Here is an 18,547-nt window from a genome sequence, read left to right as displayed (position 1 = left end):
GTCGCCATCACCGTCACACCGCCCGCCAACGCCAGCGAACACTCCCCGCCCCGCAACGCCCGCACCGCCGAATGCAACGCCACCAACGAGGACGAGCAGGCGGTGTCCACCGTCACCGCCGGGCCTTCCAGCCCCAGCACGTACGACACCCGGCCGGACAGCACGGACCCGAGGTTGCCGGTGGCGAGGTGTCCTTCCATCTCGGTGCCGGCCAGTGCGGTGAGCACCACGTAGTCCTGCGCCGTCACACCGGCGTAGACGCCCGTGTCGCTGCCCGCCAGGCTGTGCGGGTCGATGCCGGCGTGCTCGAAGGTCTCCCAGGCGGTCTCCAGCAGCAGCCGCTGCTGGGGATCCATCCCCACCGCCTCCCGCGGCGAGATGCCGAAGAACCCCGCGTCGAAATCGCCGGCGCCGGGCAGGAAGGCGCCCCGGCGGACATAGCTGGTACCCCGGTGGTCCGGGTCCGGGTCGAACAGGGTCTCCAGGTCCCAGCCGCGGTCCCGCGGGAAGTCGGTGAGCCCCTCGCCGCCGGCCGCCACCAGGTCCCACAGGTCGTCCGGGCCCGCCACCCCGCCGGGGAAGCGGCAGGCCATGCCGACGATGGCGATCGGCTCCGGGGCCGCGGACTCGACGTCCCGCAGGCGCTGCCGGGTGTCGCGCAGTTCCGCCGTCACCCACTTGAGGTGGTCGAGAAGCTTCGCCTCGTCCTTCGCCATCGCTGGCGCCTCCTTCCTACGTCGTGAACAGGAGCCCAGGCGTCATCGACGGCATGGCGCGCGACAGGCCATACCGGCCGGTGTGCGTACGGCGGGTCCGGGGACGGCCGAGACGCTCGGCACGGGGCCGAGGCGAGTTCATTCTTTGCGCTCCGCCTTAAGTCGGCATAACCGGCGGGCACCCGGCACCCTGGCACCGGGCTCCGGCTGCCGGCGGCGGCGTCAGAACGCGCAGTCCAACCGTTTGAAGCCCTCGATGAAGCTCGATGCCAGCCGGACCGGTTCCCCCTCCGCCCGGATCTCCGGGAGCACGGCGAGGAGTTCGCGGTAGAGCGCGAGGATCTCCATGCGGGCGAGATGCGCGCCCAGGCAGAAGTGCGGTCCGAAGGCACCGAACGCCAGGTGCGGGTTGGGGTCCCGGGTGATGTCGAACCGGTACGGATCCGCGAAGACCCGCTCGTCGTGGTTGGCGGACCAGTACAGCATGAGGACCTGTTCGCCCTCGCGGAACCGGTGCCCGTTCATCGCGCAGTCGCGGGTGACCGTGCGGCACATCCAGTTGAGCGGGGAGGCCACCCGGAGGATCTCCTCGACGGCGCCCCGGCCGTGGCGTTCGAAATCCGTCAGCAGCAACCGCCGCTGGTCCGGGTGGTCGGTCAGCAGGACCAGCGCGCGGGAGATGGCGTTGCGGGTGGTCTCCATGCCGGCGTTGACCAGGAGGATGAAGAAGGAGACCAGTTCCTGCCGGGAGAGCTGCTCCCCGTCGTCCCCGGCCCGGACCAGCTTGGTGATCACATCGTCGCCGGGCCGGGCGAGCCGCTCCTCGCGGAGGCGTCCGATGTAGTCCCCGAGGTCCCGCAGCGCGGTCATCACCGCCGCCGCGGCCTCCGCCGGGTCGGCCACCAACTCGGGGTCGAGCGCTCCCATGATGATGCTCGTCCGCTCGAAGAGGAACTCGTAGTCCTCGTCCGGGATGCCCATCATGGCGCTGAGGACGGCGATCGGCATCTCCGCCGCCACCGGCCGGATGAAGTCGCCGGGCCCGCGCTCGACGAGTTCGCCCACGATCCGCCGGGCCACGCGGCGGGAGATGTCCTCGAAGGCGGGCGCCATGGCGCGGCTGAACGACCGCGCCACGATGCGCCGCAGCCTGGCGTGTTCCGGGTTGTCCATGGTGATCATGGAGCGGTAGAACTCGTCCAGGTCCGGGCCCACCATCGCGGTGGCGCCCTCCGAGGAGAAGTCCTGCGGACGGCGGCTCACCTCGACGATGTCGGCGTGCTTCACCAGCGCGTAGTAGCCGGATGCCAACGGCCCCCAGGGCAGGCGCGGCCGGACGAACTCCGGGTGCGGCAGCCCGCGGAGTCTCCGGAACAGCGCTGCCCGCTCGTCCAGCGGCCGGGACCAGAAGGACGGATCGAGGAAGTGGGGGAGGCCGGCGGCGCCGGCGGACGAAGTGGACGTGGCTTCCGTTGGAGACACAGTGCCTCGTTTCACGCTGGGACAGGTGCGGGAACCGGTCGGCGCAAGTGTCGCCACCGGCCCTTAAGCAGGGCTTGCCGACGCTCGGTACCCGCCGGGCCGGGGCCGCCCGGGGACCGGGGGCGCGGCACCGCTGGTTCCCCGCCCGGCCGCCGCCCCGGGCGGGCCCGCCCCCGCCGCCCGGAGGAGTTCCCGGTCCGCCCGGCGGGCCCGCGCCCGGCGCCGCTCAGCAGCAGGTGTGGGGCCGGTGCTCCTCCCGGTGCCACCAGTAGCGTTCCCGGGCCGGGTGCTGCGGCACGTCCGGCAGCCGCGGGGCCGCCGTCGGGGTGCCGCCGGCGGGGACGGAGGGGACGGAGGGGGTGGAGGCGGCGGGCGCTGTCCGCTCCGCGCCGGTCACCAGCTCGTCCACCGTGTGCACCACCCCGCCGATCACCACCTGCCGAACCGCGGCGGCCGCCGTGATGTCCCGCAGCGGGTCGCCCTCCAGCAGCACCAGGTCGGCGAGCTTCCCCGGTTCGACCGTGCCCAGATGGGCACTCAGGCCGAGCGCCAGCGCGCCCGTCACGGTCGCCGAGCGCAGCGCCTGGTACGGGCTGGCGCCGTACCGCACCATGGTCTGCAGGTTCAGGTGGTAGTAGACGGCCTGGGGCACCAGGGGGCTGTCGGTGCCCGCCCCGACGTTCGCCCCGCCCTCCAGCAGTCTGCGCACCGTCGCGCCCTGCCGGGCGGCGAACGCCAGCGCGTCGGTCGGTTCGTGTTCCCGGGCGTCGGCCACGCCGGCCCGGAACTGCTCGTACTCCGCCTCCCCCATCAGCGAGGTCAGTCGCCGGTCGCCGACCGCCCACCCGGCGTACCGGTACAGCGCGGCCGAGGTGGTGCGCAGTCCGGCCCCGGACAGTCCCAGGGTGGGGGTCAGCACCATGCCGGAGGCGATCAGCGGCTCGGTCACGTCCTGGTAGGAGTGGCCGAGGTGGGTCTCCTTCTGCCGGCGGCCGTAGCGGCTGGTGCCGCCGAGGTGTTCCAGGCCGTCGGCGCCGAAGCCGAGCGGACCGAACAGGTAGTGGGAGGTGAGGGGCAGCCCGAGACGGTGGGCCGCCCGGACGGCGGCACGCTGCCGGCCGTACGGCATCCGCACATAGGTCTTGACCAGGTCGTGGCCGAGCGCCCGGGCCTTGGCCACCTCCCGCTCCACCTCCTCGTCGCTGGTGACCGGGCGGCCGACGTTGTAGTAGCACCGGGCGCCTTCGAGTGCGTCCCCGCCCGCGAAGACCCGCGGTCCGACCCGGCGTCCGGAGTCGACGGCCTCCTTGGCCTCCACCGTCGCGTAGTGCGCGCCGCCCGGTGAGCGCAGCGTGGTGACGCCCATCGACAGCCAGAGCCGCAGGGTCTCGGCCCGCGGCCACGGACCGTGCTCGTGCAGGGCGATCAGCCCGGGCACCGCGGTCAGGTGCCGGGCGTCGACGGTGCGTCCGCCGGTGACGGTGCCGCGTGCCACGACCCGTGCGACGCGGTTGCCCTCGACGACGATGTCCACGTCGTGCCGCAGGGTCTCGCCGGTTCCGTCCCACAACGCGCCCACCTGCACGATCGTGCGACCGGAGGGTCCGGTCCGGCGCCAGGTGAGCTTGACCGGCACGGTGGTCGCCCGGCCGGTGCGCGCGTCGGCGAGGCGCAGCCGCCCGTCGGAGAGGTAGAGCAGGGAACGCGAGTCGGCGCTCCAGCTGGGGCAGTCGGCGGTCTCGCCGTTCAGCTCGCGGGCGCTGCCGGTGGGCCGCCCGGCGGAGTCGACGGCGCTGAGGTGCAGGGTGCCGCCGACGACGTACGCGGTGTACCGGCCGTCGGGCGAGTGGACCGGCCCGGCGTCGACGCGGTTGGCGATGGACTTCCCCGGCACCGGCTCGTCGTAGTGGGTCTCCCCGCTGGCGAGGTCGACGGTGAGCAGGCGGTTGGCTCCCTCACGGTAGCGGGGGGTGGCGGGCACCAGGGCGGTGTAGGTCAGTGCGCGGCCGTCCGCGGAGAAGGTGGGCCTGCCGGGCCCGATGATCCCGCTCACCTGGCGCACCGCGCCGGTGGCGACGTCCACGGTGTACACGATGGCGGTCCAGAGGCAGAACGCGACGGTGCTGCCGTCGGGGCTGAACACCGGCCCCGACGCATGCCCCTTGAGGTCGGTCAGCCGCCGGTCCTCGCCGCTTTCGAGGTGGTGCAGCCACAGGTCCGCCGCGCCGCCGCCGCGGTCGCTGACGTACACCAGGGTGGAACCGTCGGGGTGCCAGGCCGGGTCGGTGTTGGCGTTCCCGTCGGACACCACGGCCCGGGGGACGGCGCCCTTCCGGCCGACCCAGATGTCGCCGAGTGCGGCGAAGGCGATCCTCGTGCCGTCAGGTGACAGGGAGGGGCTGAGGATGCCCTTGACCGGACGCGGCGCGGTGGAGTCGAAGTCCCGGGCGAGGGGCCGCTCCCGGAGGCGTGGCACGGTCAGGTGGGCGGTGAAGGGGATGTCCCGGGCCGGACCGCCGGTGACCGTCCGGCGGCGGACCTTTCCGTCGGCGGTGTAGCACACCTCGTCGTCGGCGGGCCAGCGGGCGGCGAACGGGAAGACCTCCTCGCCGTCGTCGGACACGGGTCGCCCGTCGACGACGAGTCGGGCGGCGGACGGGGTGAGGTGGACGTACGCCAGCCTCGTGCCGTCGGGCGACAGCGACGGTCCCGCGACCCGGCCCGTGGTGACGGTGACGAGGGTGGTGCGGGTGCCGTCGTCATCGACCCGGACGATGCTCGTCGGGGCGTCGCCGGTGCCACTGGTGAAGACGATGCCGGTGCCGTCGGGGTGCCAGCAGGGCTGCCCCTCCTGGGCCCCGGGGTCCGCGGCCGGAGCCCAGATCCGGCTCTCGCCGGTGCCGAGGTCGAGGACGTGCACGGCGTACCGCCCGTCCGCCTCGGCCGCGTACGCGATCCGCCGGCCGTCCGGCGAGAACCGGGGCTCGCGGTGGTCGGTGGCGCCGTCGGTGAGCCGGCGGGCCTCCGTGCCGTCGGCACGCGCCAGCCACAGGTGGAAGTTGTCGTCGGCGTAGGACTGGAAGACCAGGTGGCGGCCGTCGGGTGAGAAGTCGGGCTCGGTGGCCTCCTGGTCGATGCCGGTCAGCCGGACCGCTTCGCCGCCCTGCGCCGGGACGGTCCACAACATGTTCAGCAGGTCCAGCACGATGCTCCGGCCGTCCGGAGAGAGCGCGACGGACGCGTTGGTGGCCTGGCTGACCTGGATCCGGCGGGTGTCCTCCGTCCCCGCGGTACCCGGTTCCGCGGCCGCCGGGGAGGCCGGGCCGGCCAGGGAGGTGCCCAGCCACACGGAACCCACCCCGGCGGCTGCCATGCCGCTCTGCCGGATGAGTGCTCTACGCGATAAGTCCAATGCCACATCCCCCTGTTCGCACATCGGTTGGGCAGAACCTAAGGCCCGCTCGAGTGCGCGAGAAGACCTCGGGAGGCAGCTTGTCGCACGGATCTGAACCGGCTCTGTCCGCGAGCGCGGCCCCGCCGGTACCCGACGGGGCCGCGCTCGCGGGTGGCCAACGGCCGTCACCGGTGCGGGACTCCCGGCCGCGGGCGCGGCCGGCGAACCGTGCGCGGGCTCACCGGTCGGCGCCCACCAGCCTCGACGACGGCGTCAGGTTGAGGCGTCCCACGGCCTCCGAGACGTCCCACGGCCACAGCCACAGCCGGTAGACCGGGTCGACCCGGAACCAGTCCTCCGGCCCGTGGAGCACTCGGGTGCGCATGTCCACGCAGTACCGCTCGCGCCAGGAGAACAGGTCGGCCGGCGTCAGTGCCTCGCCCTGCACCTTCCGTTTCGTGACGGCGAAGAGGTCCTCCAGCGCCCGGTACTCGTAGCCGAGCAGGGTCGCGGGCTCCTCCCAGATGCCGCGTTGTTCCGCCATCGCCTTCTCGGCGGCGGACAGCAGGATCGGCAGGTCCAGCTCACCGGGGATGGCGGGGTAGATGATGAACGTCGGTGACCAGCCGGCGGTGACCAGGTCGAGGTTGAACGTCGCCCGTTGCTCCCGGGTCAGGGTGGCGAGTTCCTCCTTCGAGAAGCTGGGGGCGAGGTACGCCAGCAGGCGGTGGGCGGAGTCGAACGGACTGTCCGCGACGCGGATGAACAGGTTGCGGGGCTTCGCCTTCGGGTCGGGTCTGGCGAGCCGCTTCTTGATGTTCTCCTCGTTGAAGGCGGCCGCGGCGGTGCCCTGCTGGAACTGCAGGGTGCCCGCCCGCCCCGTCTCCAGCTTCGGAAGCACGAATTCGGCGAGGCCCGGGGAGACGGGCGCCTTGCCCTGCTTGATCCACGCCGCCAGTTGCGTGAAGTTCTCGTCGACCCGTTGCGCGCCCGCTTCGGTCTCGGCCGTCACCTCCGGGGTGTCGACGGAGAGCATACGGACGGGCATCCGGATGTGCGGGGTGTCACCGTCGTGCACATCGACCAGGCGCCGGGCGCCCAGCGACGGCATGGTCGCGCCCGCCGGTGACCACAGGACCTGTACGGGATCGATCATGACCGATACTCCCGCCTGAGATGAGTTCGCATCGCTGATGAGCGGTTGTGATTCCAGGATCACGCGCGCCCCGGGCACCGGCAACCGCACCTCGGTCCACGCCACCGGGCGCGGCGGAACCGGTACCGAAGGCGTGCCGTGGCGGGGCCGGCACCCGGCTCCGCCACCCGCGCAACACCGCGGCTGCCGGACGGCCGGACCGGACCGCTGACCCGTCACCGGCCTGCCAGTAGGTGAAGGTCGTGTGAAACCATCACGAAGTCATGGTGACGTTCCCGGGGACACCGCTGGTACGTCGCCCCTGCCGACACTCCCCCTGGAGAACCACATGGCCCCATCCTCCGGCCGCCGGCGCGGCGCCGCCGTGGCCCGGCTGACGACCGCGGCGATAGCCGTCGCACTGATCGGCACCTCCGCCGGGGCCGCCGCGGCCGACGGCCCGGCCCCCGACCCGGCGTCCCCGAAGGTCTCGTCCCAGGCGAGCGACCGGCTCGCCCGTTCCGTGCCGGCCGCCCCCCGCGCGGCAGCCGCGGCACCGGCGCCGGTCCTCCCGCTGTGGGGCGCCGTCCGCTCCGGCGACCTGTACATGTACGAGCCGAACGGGCGCGGCGGCCTGAAGCCCCGCGAGTTGGTGACCGACAGCTGGCAGAGCCTCGACGCTTCCGTGCAGGTCGCGAACGGCACCGAGGCCGGGCTCTACTTCCGGACGCTCAGCGGCACGTTCGGCTACAGCGACGGCGCCGCCACCACCTGGCTCGACGGTGACTGGGGCCGGTACGACAGGTTCCGTTCGGTGGGCAACCTCGGCGGCGCCCGCCAGTCGGACCTGCTGGCCCGGGACCGGGCCGGCGTGTTGTGGCTCTACCTGGCCAAGGCCGACGGCACCCTGACCGGCCGCAAGAAGGTCGGCCCCGGCTGGGGGCAGTACACCCAGCTCGCCGGCCAGGGCGACCTGACCGGTGACGGCAAGGCCGACCTGGTGGCCGCCGACCGTTCCGGCGTGCTGTGGCTCTACAAGGGCACCGGCGACTACACCAAGCCGTTCACCGGCCGCACCAAGGTCGGCAGCGGCTGGGGCCAGTTCAACCACCTGGTCGCCACCGGCGACGTCGACCTCGACGGACGCAGCGACCTGCTCGCCCGCGACAAGGCCGGCGCGCTGTGGCTGTACTCCGGCACCGGCAAGGCGACCGCGCCGTACCGGGCCAAGAAGAAGATCGGCAACTCCGGCTGGAACCAGTACGTCCAGCTCTTCTGAGCCGACGTCCCATCTGAACACACGTACGGGCCGCACTCCGCACGGTGTGCGGCCCGGGGCCGTCCGAGTGTGCCGGCCGAAGGGCCCGGGGCCGCCACCGCACGGCAGCGGTCCGCCCGCGGTGCCGGCCCCCGGTTCTTCCTCCACCGCAGCCGACGACAGTCTCTGACACAACGTCATATTGGCTGGTCACACGGAACTTGGCGGACGCCCGGCAGCGGCCGCCGCTGCCACGTTCCGGGCGGCCCCGGCACCCGCCACACCCACCGCAAGGCGACGCCGGCGGCGGGAATCCCACTGCCACCGGCGGGGTGCGTGCCGGGCCACCGCCCGGCCGCCGGGCCGTGTTCACCACACCCGGGGCGAAACGCTCCCTTGCGGCGGTTTGTGATCGCTGCGATGGTGAACGATCTCTCGTAGGTTCAACTGCATTTTGCCCGCACAACGCCGCCGCCTTACTCTGCTCCCCCGTTCCCCGCACCCACCAGCCGAGCCCTCAGGAGGGCACATGACGAACCCGGCCACCGCCACCGGCGGCATCGACGCCACGACCGCACTGCTGCAGGAGGAACTTCCGCAGCTCGAGAAGCACCAGGCAGCCCTGGAGAAGGAGCTCGCCGCGGTCACCGAGCGGCTCGAATCGGTTCGCAACGCACTGACCGCACTGCACGCGTTGTCCGCCGCGGTGCTCCCGGCGCCCCGATCCGCCACCGACGAGCTGACCGCGCCGGCCGCGGACGCCGAGGCGCCCGCCGTCGAGGCAACCGCTGTCGAGGCAACCACCGTCGAGGCACCCGCCGTCGAGGCACCCGCTGCCGACGCGGCCGCCGAAGAGGCGACCGACGAGGAGACCGCGGTCGAGGGTGCCACCGACGCACCGGCTCCGTCGGCGTCGCCGGAAACCGCCCCGGCAGCGGAGGCCGCCACCGCCACCCGACCCGCCCGCCGCAAGGCCGCCCCGCGGAAGGCCGCCGCCAAGAAGCCCGCCGCCAGGAAGGCTCCCGGCAAGAAGGCCGCCGCCAAGAAGGCCCCGGCCAAGCAGTCCACGGCCAAGGAATCCGCCGCCAAGGAGCCCGCCACCAAGGAATCCGCGGCCAAGGAGCCCGCCGCGCCGGCGACCAAGCGCCGCCGCGCCGAGAAGACCGGCGCCCGCAAGCCCGCCGCCAAGAAGGCCGCGACCGAGAAGGCCGCCGACGACGCGCAGAAGGGCAGCGGCCTGACCGAACAGGTCGCCACGGTCCTGGCCGACCACAGCGGCAAGCCGCTGCGCGCCCGGGACGTCGCCAAGGCTCTCGGCCGTGACGAGTCCACGGCCTCGGTCAACACGGTGCGCAGCACCCTCGACCGGCTCGTCGCCGCCTCCCGTGCCCACCGCGCCGGCCGCGGCCTCTACCAGGCGCCCATCAGCTGAACCCGGCGCTCCTTCGGGGGAGTCCGGACCCGGGGCGCGGGCGCCACGCCCCACCGCCCCGAGGCCGCCGCGGTGAGCGGGCGGCGACCGGGCGGCGCCGCTCGGAGCGGTCCGCCCGGGACGAGGTTCGTCGTTGTGCCCGGCACCGGGTCACGGTGCCGGGCACAACGACGTGCCCATCCGTTCCGCGGCCCCGCCGGAACCACCCCGGGCGGCCGATTGCCGACCGGCGGGTAACCGCTGTGATGGTCCCATGGATACCGAAACTCCCTCCCGGACCCCGCAGTTCGAACTCCGCTGCGGCGGTCTACAGGTGACCATCCGACGGGTGCCCACGTGGCTGGTGGTCCTGACCGGCACGGCGGTGGGCTCCGCTGTCACCTGGCTCGCCGCCCGGTAGTCGCCCGGTGAACAACCCGAACACGTCGGACACCCCGCCGGCCGGGCGCGGGCGCCCGGTGCGCACCACGGCTCGCGGGACCCCGCCGCGGCCGGCCCACCGGTGTGCCACACGGGCCCGGCCCGCTTCACCGCCGCGGCGGCGGTCACCGGCCGGGCGGGGCCCACCGGTTCGACCGGCCGGCCCGTCCGGCCGGGGTCCTTCTCACTCGCCTCCCCGGAGCCGGTCCCGCTGGATCCGGCAGGCCAGGGCACGGCGCACGGAGGCCGGCCCGGTGGCGGTGGCGGTGGGCTCCGCGGGGATGTCGAGACCGCGGCTGATCACGTCGTACGCGGCGCGGTAGCCGCCGGGCAGCTCCGTGCGGTGCCGCCTGAGGTCCTCTTCGACCAGGCGCCGCAACTCGTCCACGGTGCGCGGCGTGAAGCGCTTCCTGCCCCGGGCGAGCGCGTCGAGGTGGCGGGTGCAGCGGGCGGGTTCGGGGCAGTTCTCGGAGATCTCCTCGGCGAGGCCCCACAGGCGTCCTTCGAGCCACGGGACGTCGTACTGGTCGAGGGAGAGGCTCACCGGGTACGGCGGATCGCCCTTCCGGTGCTTCGCGGCCTGTTTGGACACCGCGGGCTGGCTCATCCCGGCGAGCCGGGCGACGCTCTCCTGGGTCCAGCCCAGACCGAGGAGCGTTCTGACCATCTCCGCGCGCAGCTCCCGCATCTCCTCGCCGGCACGAATGACCTCGTTCATACCGGCGAGCATCCGCCCGACCTGCTCCTCGGTCAGCGTCTCCGGGACCCGGTGCGCACTCTCTTCGCCTGCCACGCCCCGGTTATACACCCTGGCGCACTTCCATCCATAACCAGGTTGTAAAACCTGGTTATGGATGTCAGGATCACGGCCATGCCCACCTTCACCGCACCTGACGGAACCCGGCTGGCCTACCGCGAACACGGAGACGGCGACCCGGTGCTCTGCGTCCCCGGAGGTCCCGCGGACTCCGGCTACCTCGGCGACCTCGGCGGCCTCGGCGCACACCGACGGCTGATCGTCCTGGACCTCCGCGGCACCGGGCGGTCCGCGATCCCCGAGGACACCTCCTCCTACCGCTGCGACCGCCTCGTCGACGACGTCGAGGCACTGCGCGCGCACCTCGCCCTCCCCCGGGTCGATCTGCTCGGCCACTCCGCCGGCGCCAACATCGCCGCACAGTACGCCGCGCGACACCCCGCCGCGGTCGGCAGGCTCGCCCTGATCACCCCCGGCACCCGGGCCGTCGGCATCCCGATCAGCGGGGAGACACGGCGCGGCCTCGCCCGGCTCCGGAAGGACGAGCCGTGGTTCCCGGAGGCGTTCGCCGCCCTGGAGGCGCTCACCGACGGCACCGGCGCCGACTGGGAGGCCATCGCCCCGTTCCGCTACGGCCGGTGGGACGCCGCGGCCCGGAGCCACCATGCGGCCGGCCGGCCGGACAACCCCGACGCGGTCGCCGCCTTCGGGGCCGAGGGCGCCTTCCACCCGGAGGCCACCCGCGCGGCCCTCGCCGCCCTGGCGGCACCCGTCCTGCTGCTCGCCGGAGAGTTCGACCTGAACAGCCCGCCCACGGCGGTGGCCGAGTTCGCGGAGGTGTTCCCCGACGCCACGCTCGTCGTCCAACCGGGAGCGGGGCACTACCCGTGGCTCGACGACGCCGACCGCTTCCTGGCGGCCACCGTGGCGTTCCTGACCCGGTGACACCCCTCGGCCGCGCGGGCGCCGACCGGAGCGGGACGGCCGCGGCGGGTCACTCCTCCGGCTGATGGTGGTGCGGGGTGGTCGCGGGCGGCTCGGCCGGCCGGCTCCGGCCGCCGTCGTGGCCGGAGACCACCACCGCCAGCAGGCCCAGCACCACCGCGCCGACGGCGAGCCTGCCCCCGGCCCGGAGGATCCAGCGCGGCGCCAGGGCCCCGCCCCGCCCACCGGGGACGCCCAGCCGCTCGGACCGGCGGGCGGGACGCGCCAGCCGCAGCGACAGCAGCACGGCGACCGGCACCTGCAGCAGCCACAACACGGTGCGCGGCCACCCGTCGTACCAGACGTTCGTGCCGTACAGCAGGGTGTGCCACACGCTCAGGGCGTAGACGACGATGACGAACCGGTGCAGCCGCCGCCACGCCGCCGGGCCGATGCGGTGCCGGACGTAGTACAGCAGGCCGAGCGGGACGGCCAGGTACAGCGCGGCCTGGCCGATCGGGATGGCCAGCTCACCGGTGCCCGAGTCGTACCAGCCGGGCACGAAGGTGTCGGCGAACCCGGCCCACACCCGCGACGCCCAGCCCAGCCGGGTCTCGTAGCGCACCAGTTCCGCCGCGAACATCAGCACGTGCGCCGCCATCAGCGCCATGGCGGTGAGGCTCGTGGTGCGGTGCCACCGTTCCAGCGCCGCACGGGAGACCGGCAACCGCCCCGGCCCGGGCCCGGACAGCACCAGCCCGAGCACGACCGTGCCCCACGCCCACAGCAGGCCCGACCAGCCGAACGCCTGACTGAGCAGGTACATCCAGTACGTCGCCGGGTCGCTCATGAAGGGCATGACGGCGACCGTCGCGGACGCTCCGGAGTCCATCCGCACGTACAGCAGCCCGAACACGGCCGCCGTGACGGCCACCGCGGCACCGGCGTCGGGGAGAGCCGCCCGCAGGTCGGAACGGAACCGCACCCGCTCGTCGGCACGTCGTTCCCGCCCCGGCGGGAGACGCCCCTCCGCACTGTCCGACGCCACGTCCGGCTGCATCCCCGGCCTCTTCGCAAGCGGTGGTCACCAACGGTTCGCGCAGACCAGTGTGGCTGACGGGAGGTGCGGCGCACAGACGCGATCCGGCCAGGTCCAGACCAGTGCGGGGTTCCGTCCCCGGACGCTCGCCGGCCTGCCGGTACCGCACCGGGACGCCCGGACGCGTCGCCGGCGCCCCACCTCGGCTCCCCCGGCCGGCGGGTGGCGGTGCGCCGCGTCCGGGGCGAATGCCCGTTCGGGCGAGGCCGTAGGCTGGGGCGTCCACCGCGGCGATCTGCACGAAGTGAGGGGTGAGGGCGATGGTTTCCGGAATCGCGGGGGTGAGCGCTCCGTCGGGACCTGCGGCGGAGGCAGCCCGGCTGGTGTGTGCGGAGTACGCGGACGACGCGCTGTACCACCACTCGTTGCGGTCGTACTTCTTCGGAGCGGCCTGGGCGCAGGCGCGCGGCCTGGAGTTCGACCGTGAGCTGCTGTTCGTCTCGGCACTGCTGCACGATCTCGCGCTGACCGCGCCGTTCGACAGCCACACACTCCCGTTCGAAGAGGCCGGCGGCCATCTGGCACGGGTCTTCACGGCCGGCCTCGGCTGGCCGGCCGAACGGCGTGACCGGGCGGCCGAACTCATCGTGCTGCACATGCGGGACGACGTGGCGCCGGAGGTCGACCTGGAGAGCCGCCTGCTGCAGGTGGGGACGAGCGCGGACGTCTCCGGGACGGGGCTGGAGGCGTTCGACCCCTCCTTCACCGAGGCCCTGGTCGCCGCCTTCCCCCGGCTGGGCTTCGCCGGGGCTTTCGTGGGTCTCTTCCGTGACCAGGCGCGGCGGAAGCCGGGGTGCGCGGCGGCGGCGCTGGTCGCCGGGGACTGGCCGGGGCGTACCGCGGCCCATCCGCTCGACCGCCGCTGAACCCGCCCGCGGGCCCGCCCCCGCGGCGGGCCCGCAGGCCGGGGCCCAGCGCGCCGTCCGGGCCGGCTCGCCGGGGCGCCAGGCCGGTCACCGGGAGGTCGGCGGCACCGACCGCCGGACGGCGGCGGCGTCCGGGCCCGCTCCCGGAGCCGGGGTCAGCCCACGACGGAGAAGCTCCGCCACGGCTGGTCGCGGAAGGCGGGATTGTCCGTCAGGGTGGTGGGGAGATAGGTCCGCTCGATGTTCGTCCGCCCCTGGCAGTCCGGGCTGAAGTAGAGCCACAGGTCGGCGGTGGTGTTGTTCTCCACCTCCTCGGCGCCCTCGCCTCTGAGCCGGTGGCAGCCGCTCGAACCGGGGTTGGTGAGCTGGTGCCGCTCCTCGTCCGGGGTGGTGTAACTGACCGTCCCGACCGCGCTGTCGGTGGCGTCGGTGCACCCCGTGGCGGCGTACGCCACCAGCAGCAGGGCTGCCGCGCCCAGGGCGCGGCGTGGAGCTGTGTTCATGGCGGCGACCCTCGTCTGTGCGTGGCGATAGCGATGGCTCCGTCGGTCCGGTGCCCGCCGGGGCGGTCCGGACGCCACCACCATGCCGCGGACCGGCGCGGCGGGCATCCGCGGTGCGGCCGGTTGGAGCAACCGCCGCCGGAGCCTGACCGGGCCGCGGGGAGCGGCCCCGAGCGGCGCCCGGGAGCGTTGTCGGTACCCCTCGCTACCGTCCCCGCATGGCGAATTTCGTACTGGTGGCAGGGGCGTGGCTCGGTGCGTGGGCATGGGACGAGGTGGTGCCGGAGCTGCGTGCCGCCGGGCACGGCACCCACCCGTTGACGCTGTCCGGCCTCGCCGAGAAGCGGGGTGTGCCCGCCGGGCAGCAGACCCATGTCGGGGACATCGTGGACGAGGTGGAACGGCTTGATCTGCGGCAGGTGGTGCTGGTCGGGCACAGCTACTCCGGCATTCCGGTCGGACAGGCGGCCGCGCGGATCGGTGACCGGCTGGCCCGCGTGGTCTTCGTGGACTCCGACGTCCCGGTCGCCGGCGAGTCCTTCGCCTCCGGCTGGTGGGAGGGTCGGGAGCGGTTCGAGGCCGGACTGGCCGAGAACGGCGGCTGCTGGCCACCGCTGACCGCCCGCGACTGCGCCGGGCAGGGGCTCGGAGCCGAGCAGACCGCCCGCCTCGTGGGCGGCGCGACGCCTCACCCGGGGCCCGCGCTGACCGAGCCGGCCGTGCTGACCCGCCCGCTGGACGAGCTTCCGGCGACCTATGTCAAGTGCCTGCTCGACGGCGAGAAGCCCCCCGGCGAGGCGGCCCGGCTCCTGACCGGCGAGCGGTGGCGGCTGGTCCGGATGGACACCGGCCACTGGCCGATGTTCTCCCGGCCGCGGGAACTGGCACGCGTCCTGCTGGCGGCGGCCGCGGAGTGACCGGGGCCGGGGCCCGGCACGCGACGGCCGGAGCCGTCCGGACACCGCGCCGCCGGCCGGGCCCGTCGCCCGGGTGCCGGGGCGGCGCGTCCCCTCGGCGGCCGCACTCCGGTGCCGCTGCCGGCCGCCGGTCCCGGCGGCCGCCGGGACCTGTCGCGGCCCGGACCGGTGCTCTCCCGGGCCGTAGGATCGGCGCATGTCCAAACACCCGGGAAACTCCTCCTTGTCCCGCTGCTCGCGGGACTCCGTGCTGTCGATCGGCTCCGTGGGTTCGGTGCTCTCGATCGGCTCGGTCGGGTCGGTCCTGTCCATCGGGTCGGTCGGCAGTGCGCTGTCGGTCGGCTCGATCGGTTCCGCCCTCTCCGTCATCTCCGCCGGCTCCTGGCTGAGCACCGGGTCCGTGCTGTCCGCCCAGTCGAAGTGGTCCGTGCTGTCGTGGCGGTCCGGCGGGGGCCTCCTGGCGGCCGGGGTGGTCGCGGCGGTGGCCTGTGCGGCGCTCGGCGGTGACCGGCGACGCAACGCCTGCTGACGGCCGGGCGGTGCCCTGCGGGTGCCGGCCACCGGCGCCCGGCTGGACCGGTAGGCAGGGGCACGGACGGGGCCGGCGGAACGCACCGAGCGGCTCGCGGGCCGCGCGTTGACGCGGGGCGGCCGCAGTGGCGCCCGACCGTGGCCGGCCGGCGGTCACCGGCGCGGCTCGGCCTCCAGGAACCACTGGCGCCGCGGGCCCCGGTACCGCAGGGCCGGCCATCCCATGGCCCCGAGCGCTTCGGCGCAGCGGCGCAGTGCGTCCTGCTGCTGGTGGACGGCGCCACTGCCGGCGGGCCCCAGCCACTCCACCCGTACCACCGGCGGCCGTTCGGCCGCGGTGACGCGGTACCCGGTCGCCACCCGGCGGCCCTGGGCGTCGACTGCCGAGGGCGGGATGCCGGCGGCCTCCAGGACCAGGGCGACGGCCCGGACCGGCTGCAGCCGCTCCCAATCGGCGGGCACCGCCAGCGGGTCGGCGGCCCCGGTGTTCATCACGCGCCGGATCTGGCGGAGCCCGTCGAGTGCCGCCCGGACGGCCGCCTCGCGCTCCCCGGTGCCCGCTTCGGGGAGGTGTTCGGCCCCGGTGGCGGCGCGGAATCCCCTGGCGTCGTCCGCCACGCGGCCCCCTCCCGTCGACTGGTCCGGTCCAGGTGGTCGAGTATGTCGTGTCACGGCGATCCGGACACCCGGCCGCCGGGGCCGTCACCGCGGCCGTGCGGCCTCCCGGCCGCCGTTCGGGGTTCGGGACGGGCGCGCACGGTCGCCAGGCCCGCGGGGGGACGCGCAGCCGGTCCGGCGCGCCCCCGGCAGCCGGGCCAGGGCGTCCCGGCCGCGGCTCAGGGGTGTGCCGCGCCGGCCGCGAAGGCGAGTATGCCGGGGACGGCCTCGGCCAGAGTGCCGAAGTGCCGGTGCACACCGTCCACCGCGACGGACGAGTTGACCCCCCACACCGTCATGCCGGCCCGCAGTCCGGCCTCGACGCCGGTGGGCGCGTCCTCGACGACCAGGCAGTCCCGCGGGTCGGCGCCGAGCCGCTCGGCGGCCAGCAGGTACGGGACCGGCGACGGCTTGCCCTCCGCGACCGAGGCGGCGTCCACCAGCACGCCCGGGACCGGCAGTCCGGTGCGGGCGAACCGGCCGCGCACCCGGTGCTCGTAGTTGGAGGTCACCAGCGCCCAGCGCTCCGCGGGCAGCTCGGCCAGCAGCCGCGAGGCACCCTCGAAGGCGCCGTAGACACCGGACCGGACGTCCTCGTCCTCCAGTTCGTGCAACGCGGCCAGGCAGTCCCGCGGGTCCCGGTCCGGGACGAGCGCCGCGAAGGTCTCCACCGGCCGGGTCCGCAGCGCCACCCGGTAGGTCTCGTCGGGATCCTGTCCGTACCGGACGGCCCAGCTCCGCCAGACCCGGCGCTGGTTGTCCACCGCGTCGATCAATGTGCCGTCGACGTCGAACAGGACGTATTTCCGGGTACCGGGCCGGGTGGGTTCACTGGTCATGGCTTGATCATGTCATCGGCGCCGCGGGGTGCGCGCTGGTGCCTGCCGCTTCACCGGGGCAGACGCTGGTCCAGGACCGTCCACTCGTCGCCCAGTTCGCGGCGGAGCGAGGCCAGGGCCGCGTCCGCCTGCCGGTCGAACCGTTCCCGCTGCTCTCCGCTCCACGGTGAGGGCCCCGGCGGGTACGTCCAGTCCACGGAGCTCTGGAACCATGCGCACAGCCGGGCCGGTTCCTCCCGGAGGGCCGGACCGATCGGCAGTCGGGTCAGTTCGCAGGGGTAGCCGTACGGGCTGTCGACGCCGGTGGGCCACAACGGGGTGTCGCGGATGCCGGGCTCGGAGAAGAAGCGGAGGCGGTCGGGCACACCGCGGCTTCCCACAGGGGCGAGCGGCGAACGGCCACCCCCCGGGAGATGGCAGCCCCCTTCCGGGTACGGAGTTGGTCCACACCATTGACAGGTCCATACCAATCCGGTGGAGTGAGGAGCACACGCCCCCGTCACCTGGAGTGAAGGAGCACGACGTGCCACGACGCCTCGGTTCCGTACTGGTCGCGCTTGCCATGGCGGCCGGACTCAGCGCACTGCTGCCCGCCGCCCCTGCGGCCGCCGCCGAGTGCGCCGCCCCGTGGACCGGCTCCGCGGTCTACCAGGGCGGCAACATCGCCTCGCACAACGGACACAACTGGCGGGCGCAGTGGTGGACGCAGGGCGAGGCGCCCGGCGCCGCGGCCGTCTGGACCGACCAGGGCGGCTGCGGCACCGGGACACCGCCGGACCCGTCCCCGTCCGGGTTCGTCGTGTCGGAGGCGCAGTTCCGGCAGATGTTCCCGAACCGGAACCCCTTCTACACCTACAGCGGCCTCAAGGCGGCGCTCGGCGCCTACCCCGCGTTCGCCAACACCGGGAGCGACACGGTGAAGAAGCAGGAGGCGGCGGCCTTCCTGGCGAACGTCAACCACGAGACGGGCGGCCTGGTGCACATCGTGGAACAGAACACCGCCAACTACCCGCACTACTGCGACCGGAACCAGCCCTACGGCTGCCCGGCCGGCCAGGCGGCGTACTACGGCCGGGGTCCGATCCAGCTCAGCTGGAACTTCAACTACAAGGCGGCGGGCGACGCCCTGGGCATCGACCTGCTCAACGACCCGTGGCGCGTCGAGCGGGACGCGGCGGTCGCCTGGAAGACGGCCCTGTGGTACTGGAACACCCAGCGCGGCCCGGGCACCATGACCCCGCACCACGCGATGGTCACCGGCGCGGGCTTCGGCCAGACGATCCGGTCGATCAACGGCGCCCTGGAGTGCGACGGGAAGAACCCGGCGCAGGTCCAGAGCCGGGTCACCGCGTACCAGCAGTTCACCCGGATCCTCGGCGTCCCGGTCGGCGGCGCCCTGTACTGCTGAACCGGAGAGCGCGGGGGCGGGGGTGGTCCACGACGGTGGGCCGCCCCCGCTCCCGTCCCACACACCGTCCCGCGCCGCATCCGCCCCGCCCCGCACCACCTCCGCACCGTCCCGCGCAGCCCCGCCTCGCACCACCTCCGCACCGTCCCGCGCCGCCCCGCCTCGCCTCCACCCGGGGGCAGGGTCCGGCGGACAACCCTGGGGACCGT

At 74.2% G+C, this 18,547-nt stretch carries 18 protein-coding genes; 8 read left to right on the top strand and 10 right to left on the bottom strand.

Annotated elements, in window-relative coordinates:
* The 4 genes from ACH4B3_RS29780 to ACH4B3_RS29765 form a co-directional block, all read right to left on the bottom strand.
* Positions 1-716: beta-ketoacyl synthase N-terminal-like domain-containing protein (locus tag ACH4B3_RS29780; RefSeq protein WP_398468042.1), on the bottom strand; the 716-nt coding region annotated here is incomplete at its 3' end.
* A gap of 222 nt (positions 717-938) precedes the next feature.
* On the bottom strand, positions 939-2,198 hold the full coding sequence (locus tag ACH4B3_RS29775) for a cytochrome P450 (RefSeq protein WP_398468040.1): 1,260 nt from the start codon (positions 2,196-2,198) through the stop codon (positions 939-941).
* Positions 2,199-2,424: 226 nt separating this feature from the next.
* Complete coding sequence (locus ACH4B3_RS29770) at positions 2,425-5,610, bottom strand: amidohydrolase family protein (RefSeq protein ID WP_398468038.1); 3,186 nt, start codon at positions 5,608-5,610, stop codon at positions 2,425-2,427.
* Positions 5,611-5,830: 220 nt separating this feature from the next.
* The gene (locus ACH4B3_RS29765; RefSeq protein WP_398468036.1) at positions 5,831-6,748 is read right to left on the bottom strand and encodes a nuclease; all 918 of its coding nucleotides are present in this window, start codon (positions 6,746-6,748) and stop codon (positions 5,831-5,833) included.
* Between the two features lie 328 nt (positions 6,749-7,076).
* On the opposite strand from ACH4B3_RS29765, the gene ACH4B3_RS29760 reads away from it, so the two are divergent.
* From ACH4B3_RS29760 to ACH4B3_RS29750, 3 genes are all read left to right on the top strand, one after another.
* Complete coding sequence (locus tag ACH4B3_RS29760; protein WP_398468034.1) at positions 7,077-8,006, top strand: FG-GAP repeat domain-containing protein; 930 nt, start codon at positions 7,077-7,079, stop codon at positions 8,004-8,006.
* A gap of 508 nt (positions 8,007-8,514) precedes the next feature.
* A complete protein-coding gene (locus ACH4B3_RS29755; RefSeq protein ID WP_398468032.1) occupies positions 8,515-9,417 on the top strand; it encodes a hypothetical protein in 903 nt (300 codons plus the stop codon).
* 253 nt (positions 9,418-9,670) lie between these two features.
* Positions 9,671-9,817, top strand: a complete 147-nt coding sequence (locus ACH4B3_RS29750) for a hypothetical protein (RefSeq protein WP_398468030.1) — start codon at positions 9,671-9,673, stop codon at positions 9,815-9,817.
* A gap of 204 nt (positions 9,818-10,021) precedes the next feature.
* On the opposite strand, the gene ACH4B3_RS29745 is transcribed toward ACH4B3_RS29750, so the two are convergent.
* Positions 10,022-10,630, bottom strand: coding sequence for a sigma-70 family RNA polymerase sigma factor (locus tag ACH4B3_RS29745; RefSeq protein ID WP_398468028.1), 609 nt, complete (start codon positions 10,628-10,630; stop codon positions 10,022-10,024).
* Between the two features lie 78 nt (positions 10,631-10,708).
* Here ACH4B3_RS29745 and ACH4B3_RS29740 point away from each other — a divergent pair, with 78 nt between their 5' ends.
* A complete protein-coding gene (locus tag ACH4B3_RS29740) occupies positions 10,709-11,539 on the top strand; it encodes an alpha/beta fold hydrolase (protein ID WP_398468054.1) in 831 nt (276 codons plus the stop codon).
* Between the two features lie 49 nt (positions 11,540-11,588).
* Here ACH4B3_RS29740 and ACH4B3_RS29735 read toward each other — a convergent pair whose 3' ends face one another.
* Positions 11,589-12,578 (bottom strand): ferric reductase-like transmembrane domain-containing protein, encoded by a 990-nt coding sequence (locus ACH4B3_RS29735; protein WP_398468026.1) that lies wholly within the window; start codon positions 12,576-12,578, stop codon positions 11,589-11,591.
* Between the two features lie 299 nt (positions 12,579-12,877).
* Here ACH4B3_RS29735 and ACH4B3_RS29730 point away from each other — a divergent pair, with 299 nt between their 5' ends.
* Complete coding sequence (locus tag ACH4B3_RS29730; protein WP_398468024.1) at positions 12,878-13,483, top strand: HD domain-containing protein; 606 nt, start codon at positions 12,878-12,880, stop codon at positions 13,481-13,483.
* Between the two features lie 155 nt (positions 13,484-13,638).
* On the opposite strand, the gene ACH4B3_RS29725 is transcribed toward ACH4B3_RS29730, so the two are convergent.
* Positions 13,639-13,986: a hypothetical protein gene (locus ACH4B3_RS29725; protein ID WP_398468022.1), complete on the bottom strand. Its 348-nt coding sequence runs from the start codon at positions 13,984-13,986 to the stop codon at positions 13,639-13,641.
* A 218-nt stretch (positions 13,987-14,204) separates the two neighbouring features.
* On the opposite strand from ACH4B3_RS29725, the gene ACH4B3_RS29720 reads away from it, so the two are divergent.
* Positions 14,205-14,903 (top strand): alpha/beta fold hydrolase, encoded by a 699-nt coding sequence (locus ACH4B3_RS29720; protein WP_398468020.1) that lies wholly within the window; start codon positions 14,205-14,207, stop codon positions 14,901-14,903.
* 196 nt (positions 14,904-15,099) lie between these two features.
* Complete coding sequence (locus tag ACH4B3_RS29715) at positions 15,100-15,432, top strand: hypothetical protein (protein WP_398468018.1); 333 nt, start codon at positions 15,100-15,102, stop codon at positions 15,430-15,432.
* Positions 15,433-15,587: 155 nt separating this feature from the next.
* Here the strand turns inward: ACH4B3_RS29715 and ACH4B3_RS29710 are convergent, their stop codons facing one another.
* The 3 genes from ACH4B3_RS29710 to ACH4B3_RS29700 all read right to left on the bottom strand — a co-directional run bounded on the left by ACH4B3_RS29710 (position 15,588) and on the right by ACH4B3_RS29700 (position 17,295).
* On the bottom strand, positions 15,588-16,052 hold the full coding sequence (locus ACH4B3_RS29710) for a hypothetical protein (RefSeq protein WP_398468016.1): 465 nt from the start codon (positions 16,050-16,052) through the stop codon (positions 15,588-15,590).
* A 218-nt stretch (positions 16,053-16,270) separates the two neighbouring features.
* Positions 16,271-16,930: an HAD family hydrolase gene (locus ACH4B3_RS29705; RefSeq protein WP_398468014.1), complete on the bottom strand. Its 660-nt coding sequence runs from the start codon at positions 16,928-16,930 to the stop codon at positions 16,271-16,273.
* 50 nt (positions 16,931-16,980) lie between these two features.
* Complete coding sequence (locus tag ACH4B3_RS29700) at positions 16,981-17,295, bottom strand: hypothetical protein (protein WP_398468012.1); 315 nt, start codon at positions 17,293-17,295, stop codon at positions 16,981-16,983.
* Between the two features lie 158 nt (positions 17,296-17,453).
* On the opposite strand from ACH4B3_RS29700, the gene ACH4B3_RS29695 reads away from it, so the two are divergent.
* Positions 17,454-18,338: a glycoside hydrolase family 19 protein gene (locus ACH4B3_RS29695; RefSeq protein ID WP_398468010.1), complete on the top strand. Its 885-nt coding sequence runs from the start codon at positions 17,454-17,456 to the stop codon at positions 18,336-18,338.
* The last annotated feature ends 209 nt before the right edge of the window (positions 18,339-18,547 follow it).

This window comes from Streptomyces sp. NPDC018031, assembly GCF_044327625.1.
GTDB lineage: Bacteria > Actinomycetota > Actinomycetes > Streptomycetales > Streptomycetaceae > Streptomyces.
Note: the sequence above shows the minus strand (reverse complement) of the source record. Positions and strands in the feature narration are given on the sequence as shown.

Excerpts from the sequence above, each read along its gene's own strand:
- ACH4B3_RS29765 (WP_398468036.1), bottom strand. The coding sequence starts at position 6,748 with ATGATCGATCCCGTACAGGTCCTGTGGTCACCGGCGGGCGCGACCATG.
- ACH4B3_RS29760 (WP_398468034.1), top strand. The coding sequence starts at position 7,077 with ATGGCCCCATCCTCCGGCCGCCGGCGCGGCGCCGCCGTGGCCCGGCTG.
- ACH4B3_RS29755 (WP_398468032.1), top strand. The coding sequence starts at position 8,515 with ATGACGAACCCGGCCACCGCCACCGGCGGCATCGACGCCACGACCGCA.
- ACH4B3_RS29750 (WP_398468030.1), top strand. The coding sequence starts at position 9,671 with ATGGATACCGAAACTCCCTCCCGGACCCCGCAGTTCGAACTCCGCTGC.
- ACH4B3_RS29740 (WP_398468054.1), top strand. The coding sequence starts at position 10,709 with ATGCCCACCTTCACCGCACCTGACGGAACCCGGCTGGCCTACCGCGAA.
- ACH4B3_RS29735 (WP_398468026.1), bottom strand. The coding sequence starts at position 12,578 with ATGCAGCCGGACGTGGCGTCGGACAGTGCGGAGGGGCGTCTCCCGCCG.
- ACH4B3_RS29730 (WP_398468024.1), top strand. The coding sequence starts at position 12,878 with ATGGTTTCCGGAATCGCGGGGGTGAGCGCTCCGTCGGGACCTGCGGCG.
- ACH4B3_RS29725 (WP_398468022.1), bottom strand. The coding sequence starts at position 13,986 with ATGAACACAGCTCCACGCCGCGCCCTGGGCGCGGCAGCCCTGCTGCTG.
- ACH4B3_RS29720 (WP_398468020.1), top strand. The coding sequence starts at position 14,205 with ATGGCGAATTTCGTACTGGTGGCAGGGGCGTGGCTCGGTGCGTGGGCA.
- ACH4B3_RS29715 (WP_398468018.1), top strand. The coding sequence starts at position 15,100 with ATGTCCAAACACCCGGGAAACTCCTCCTTGTCCCGCTGCTCGCGGGAC.
- ACH4B3_RS29705 (WP_398468014.1), bottom strand. The coding sequence starts at position 16,930 with ATGACCAGTGAACCCACCCGGCCCGGTACCCGGAAATACGTCCTGTTC.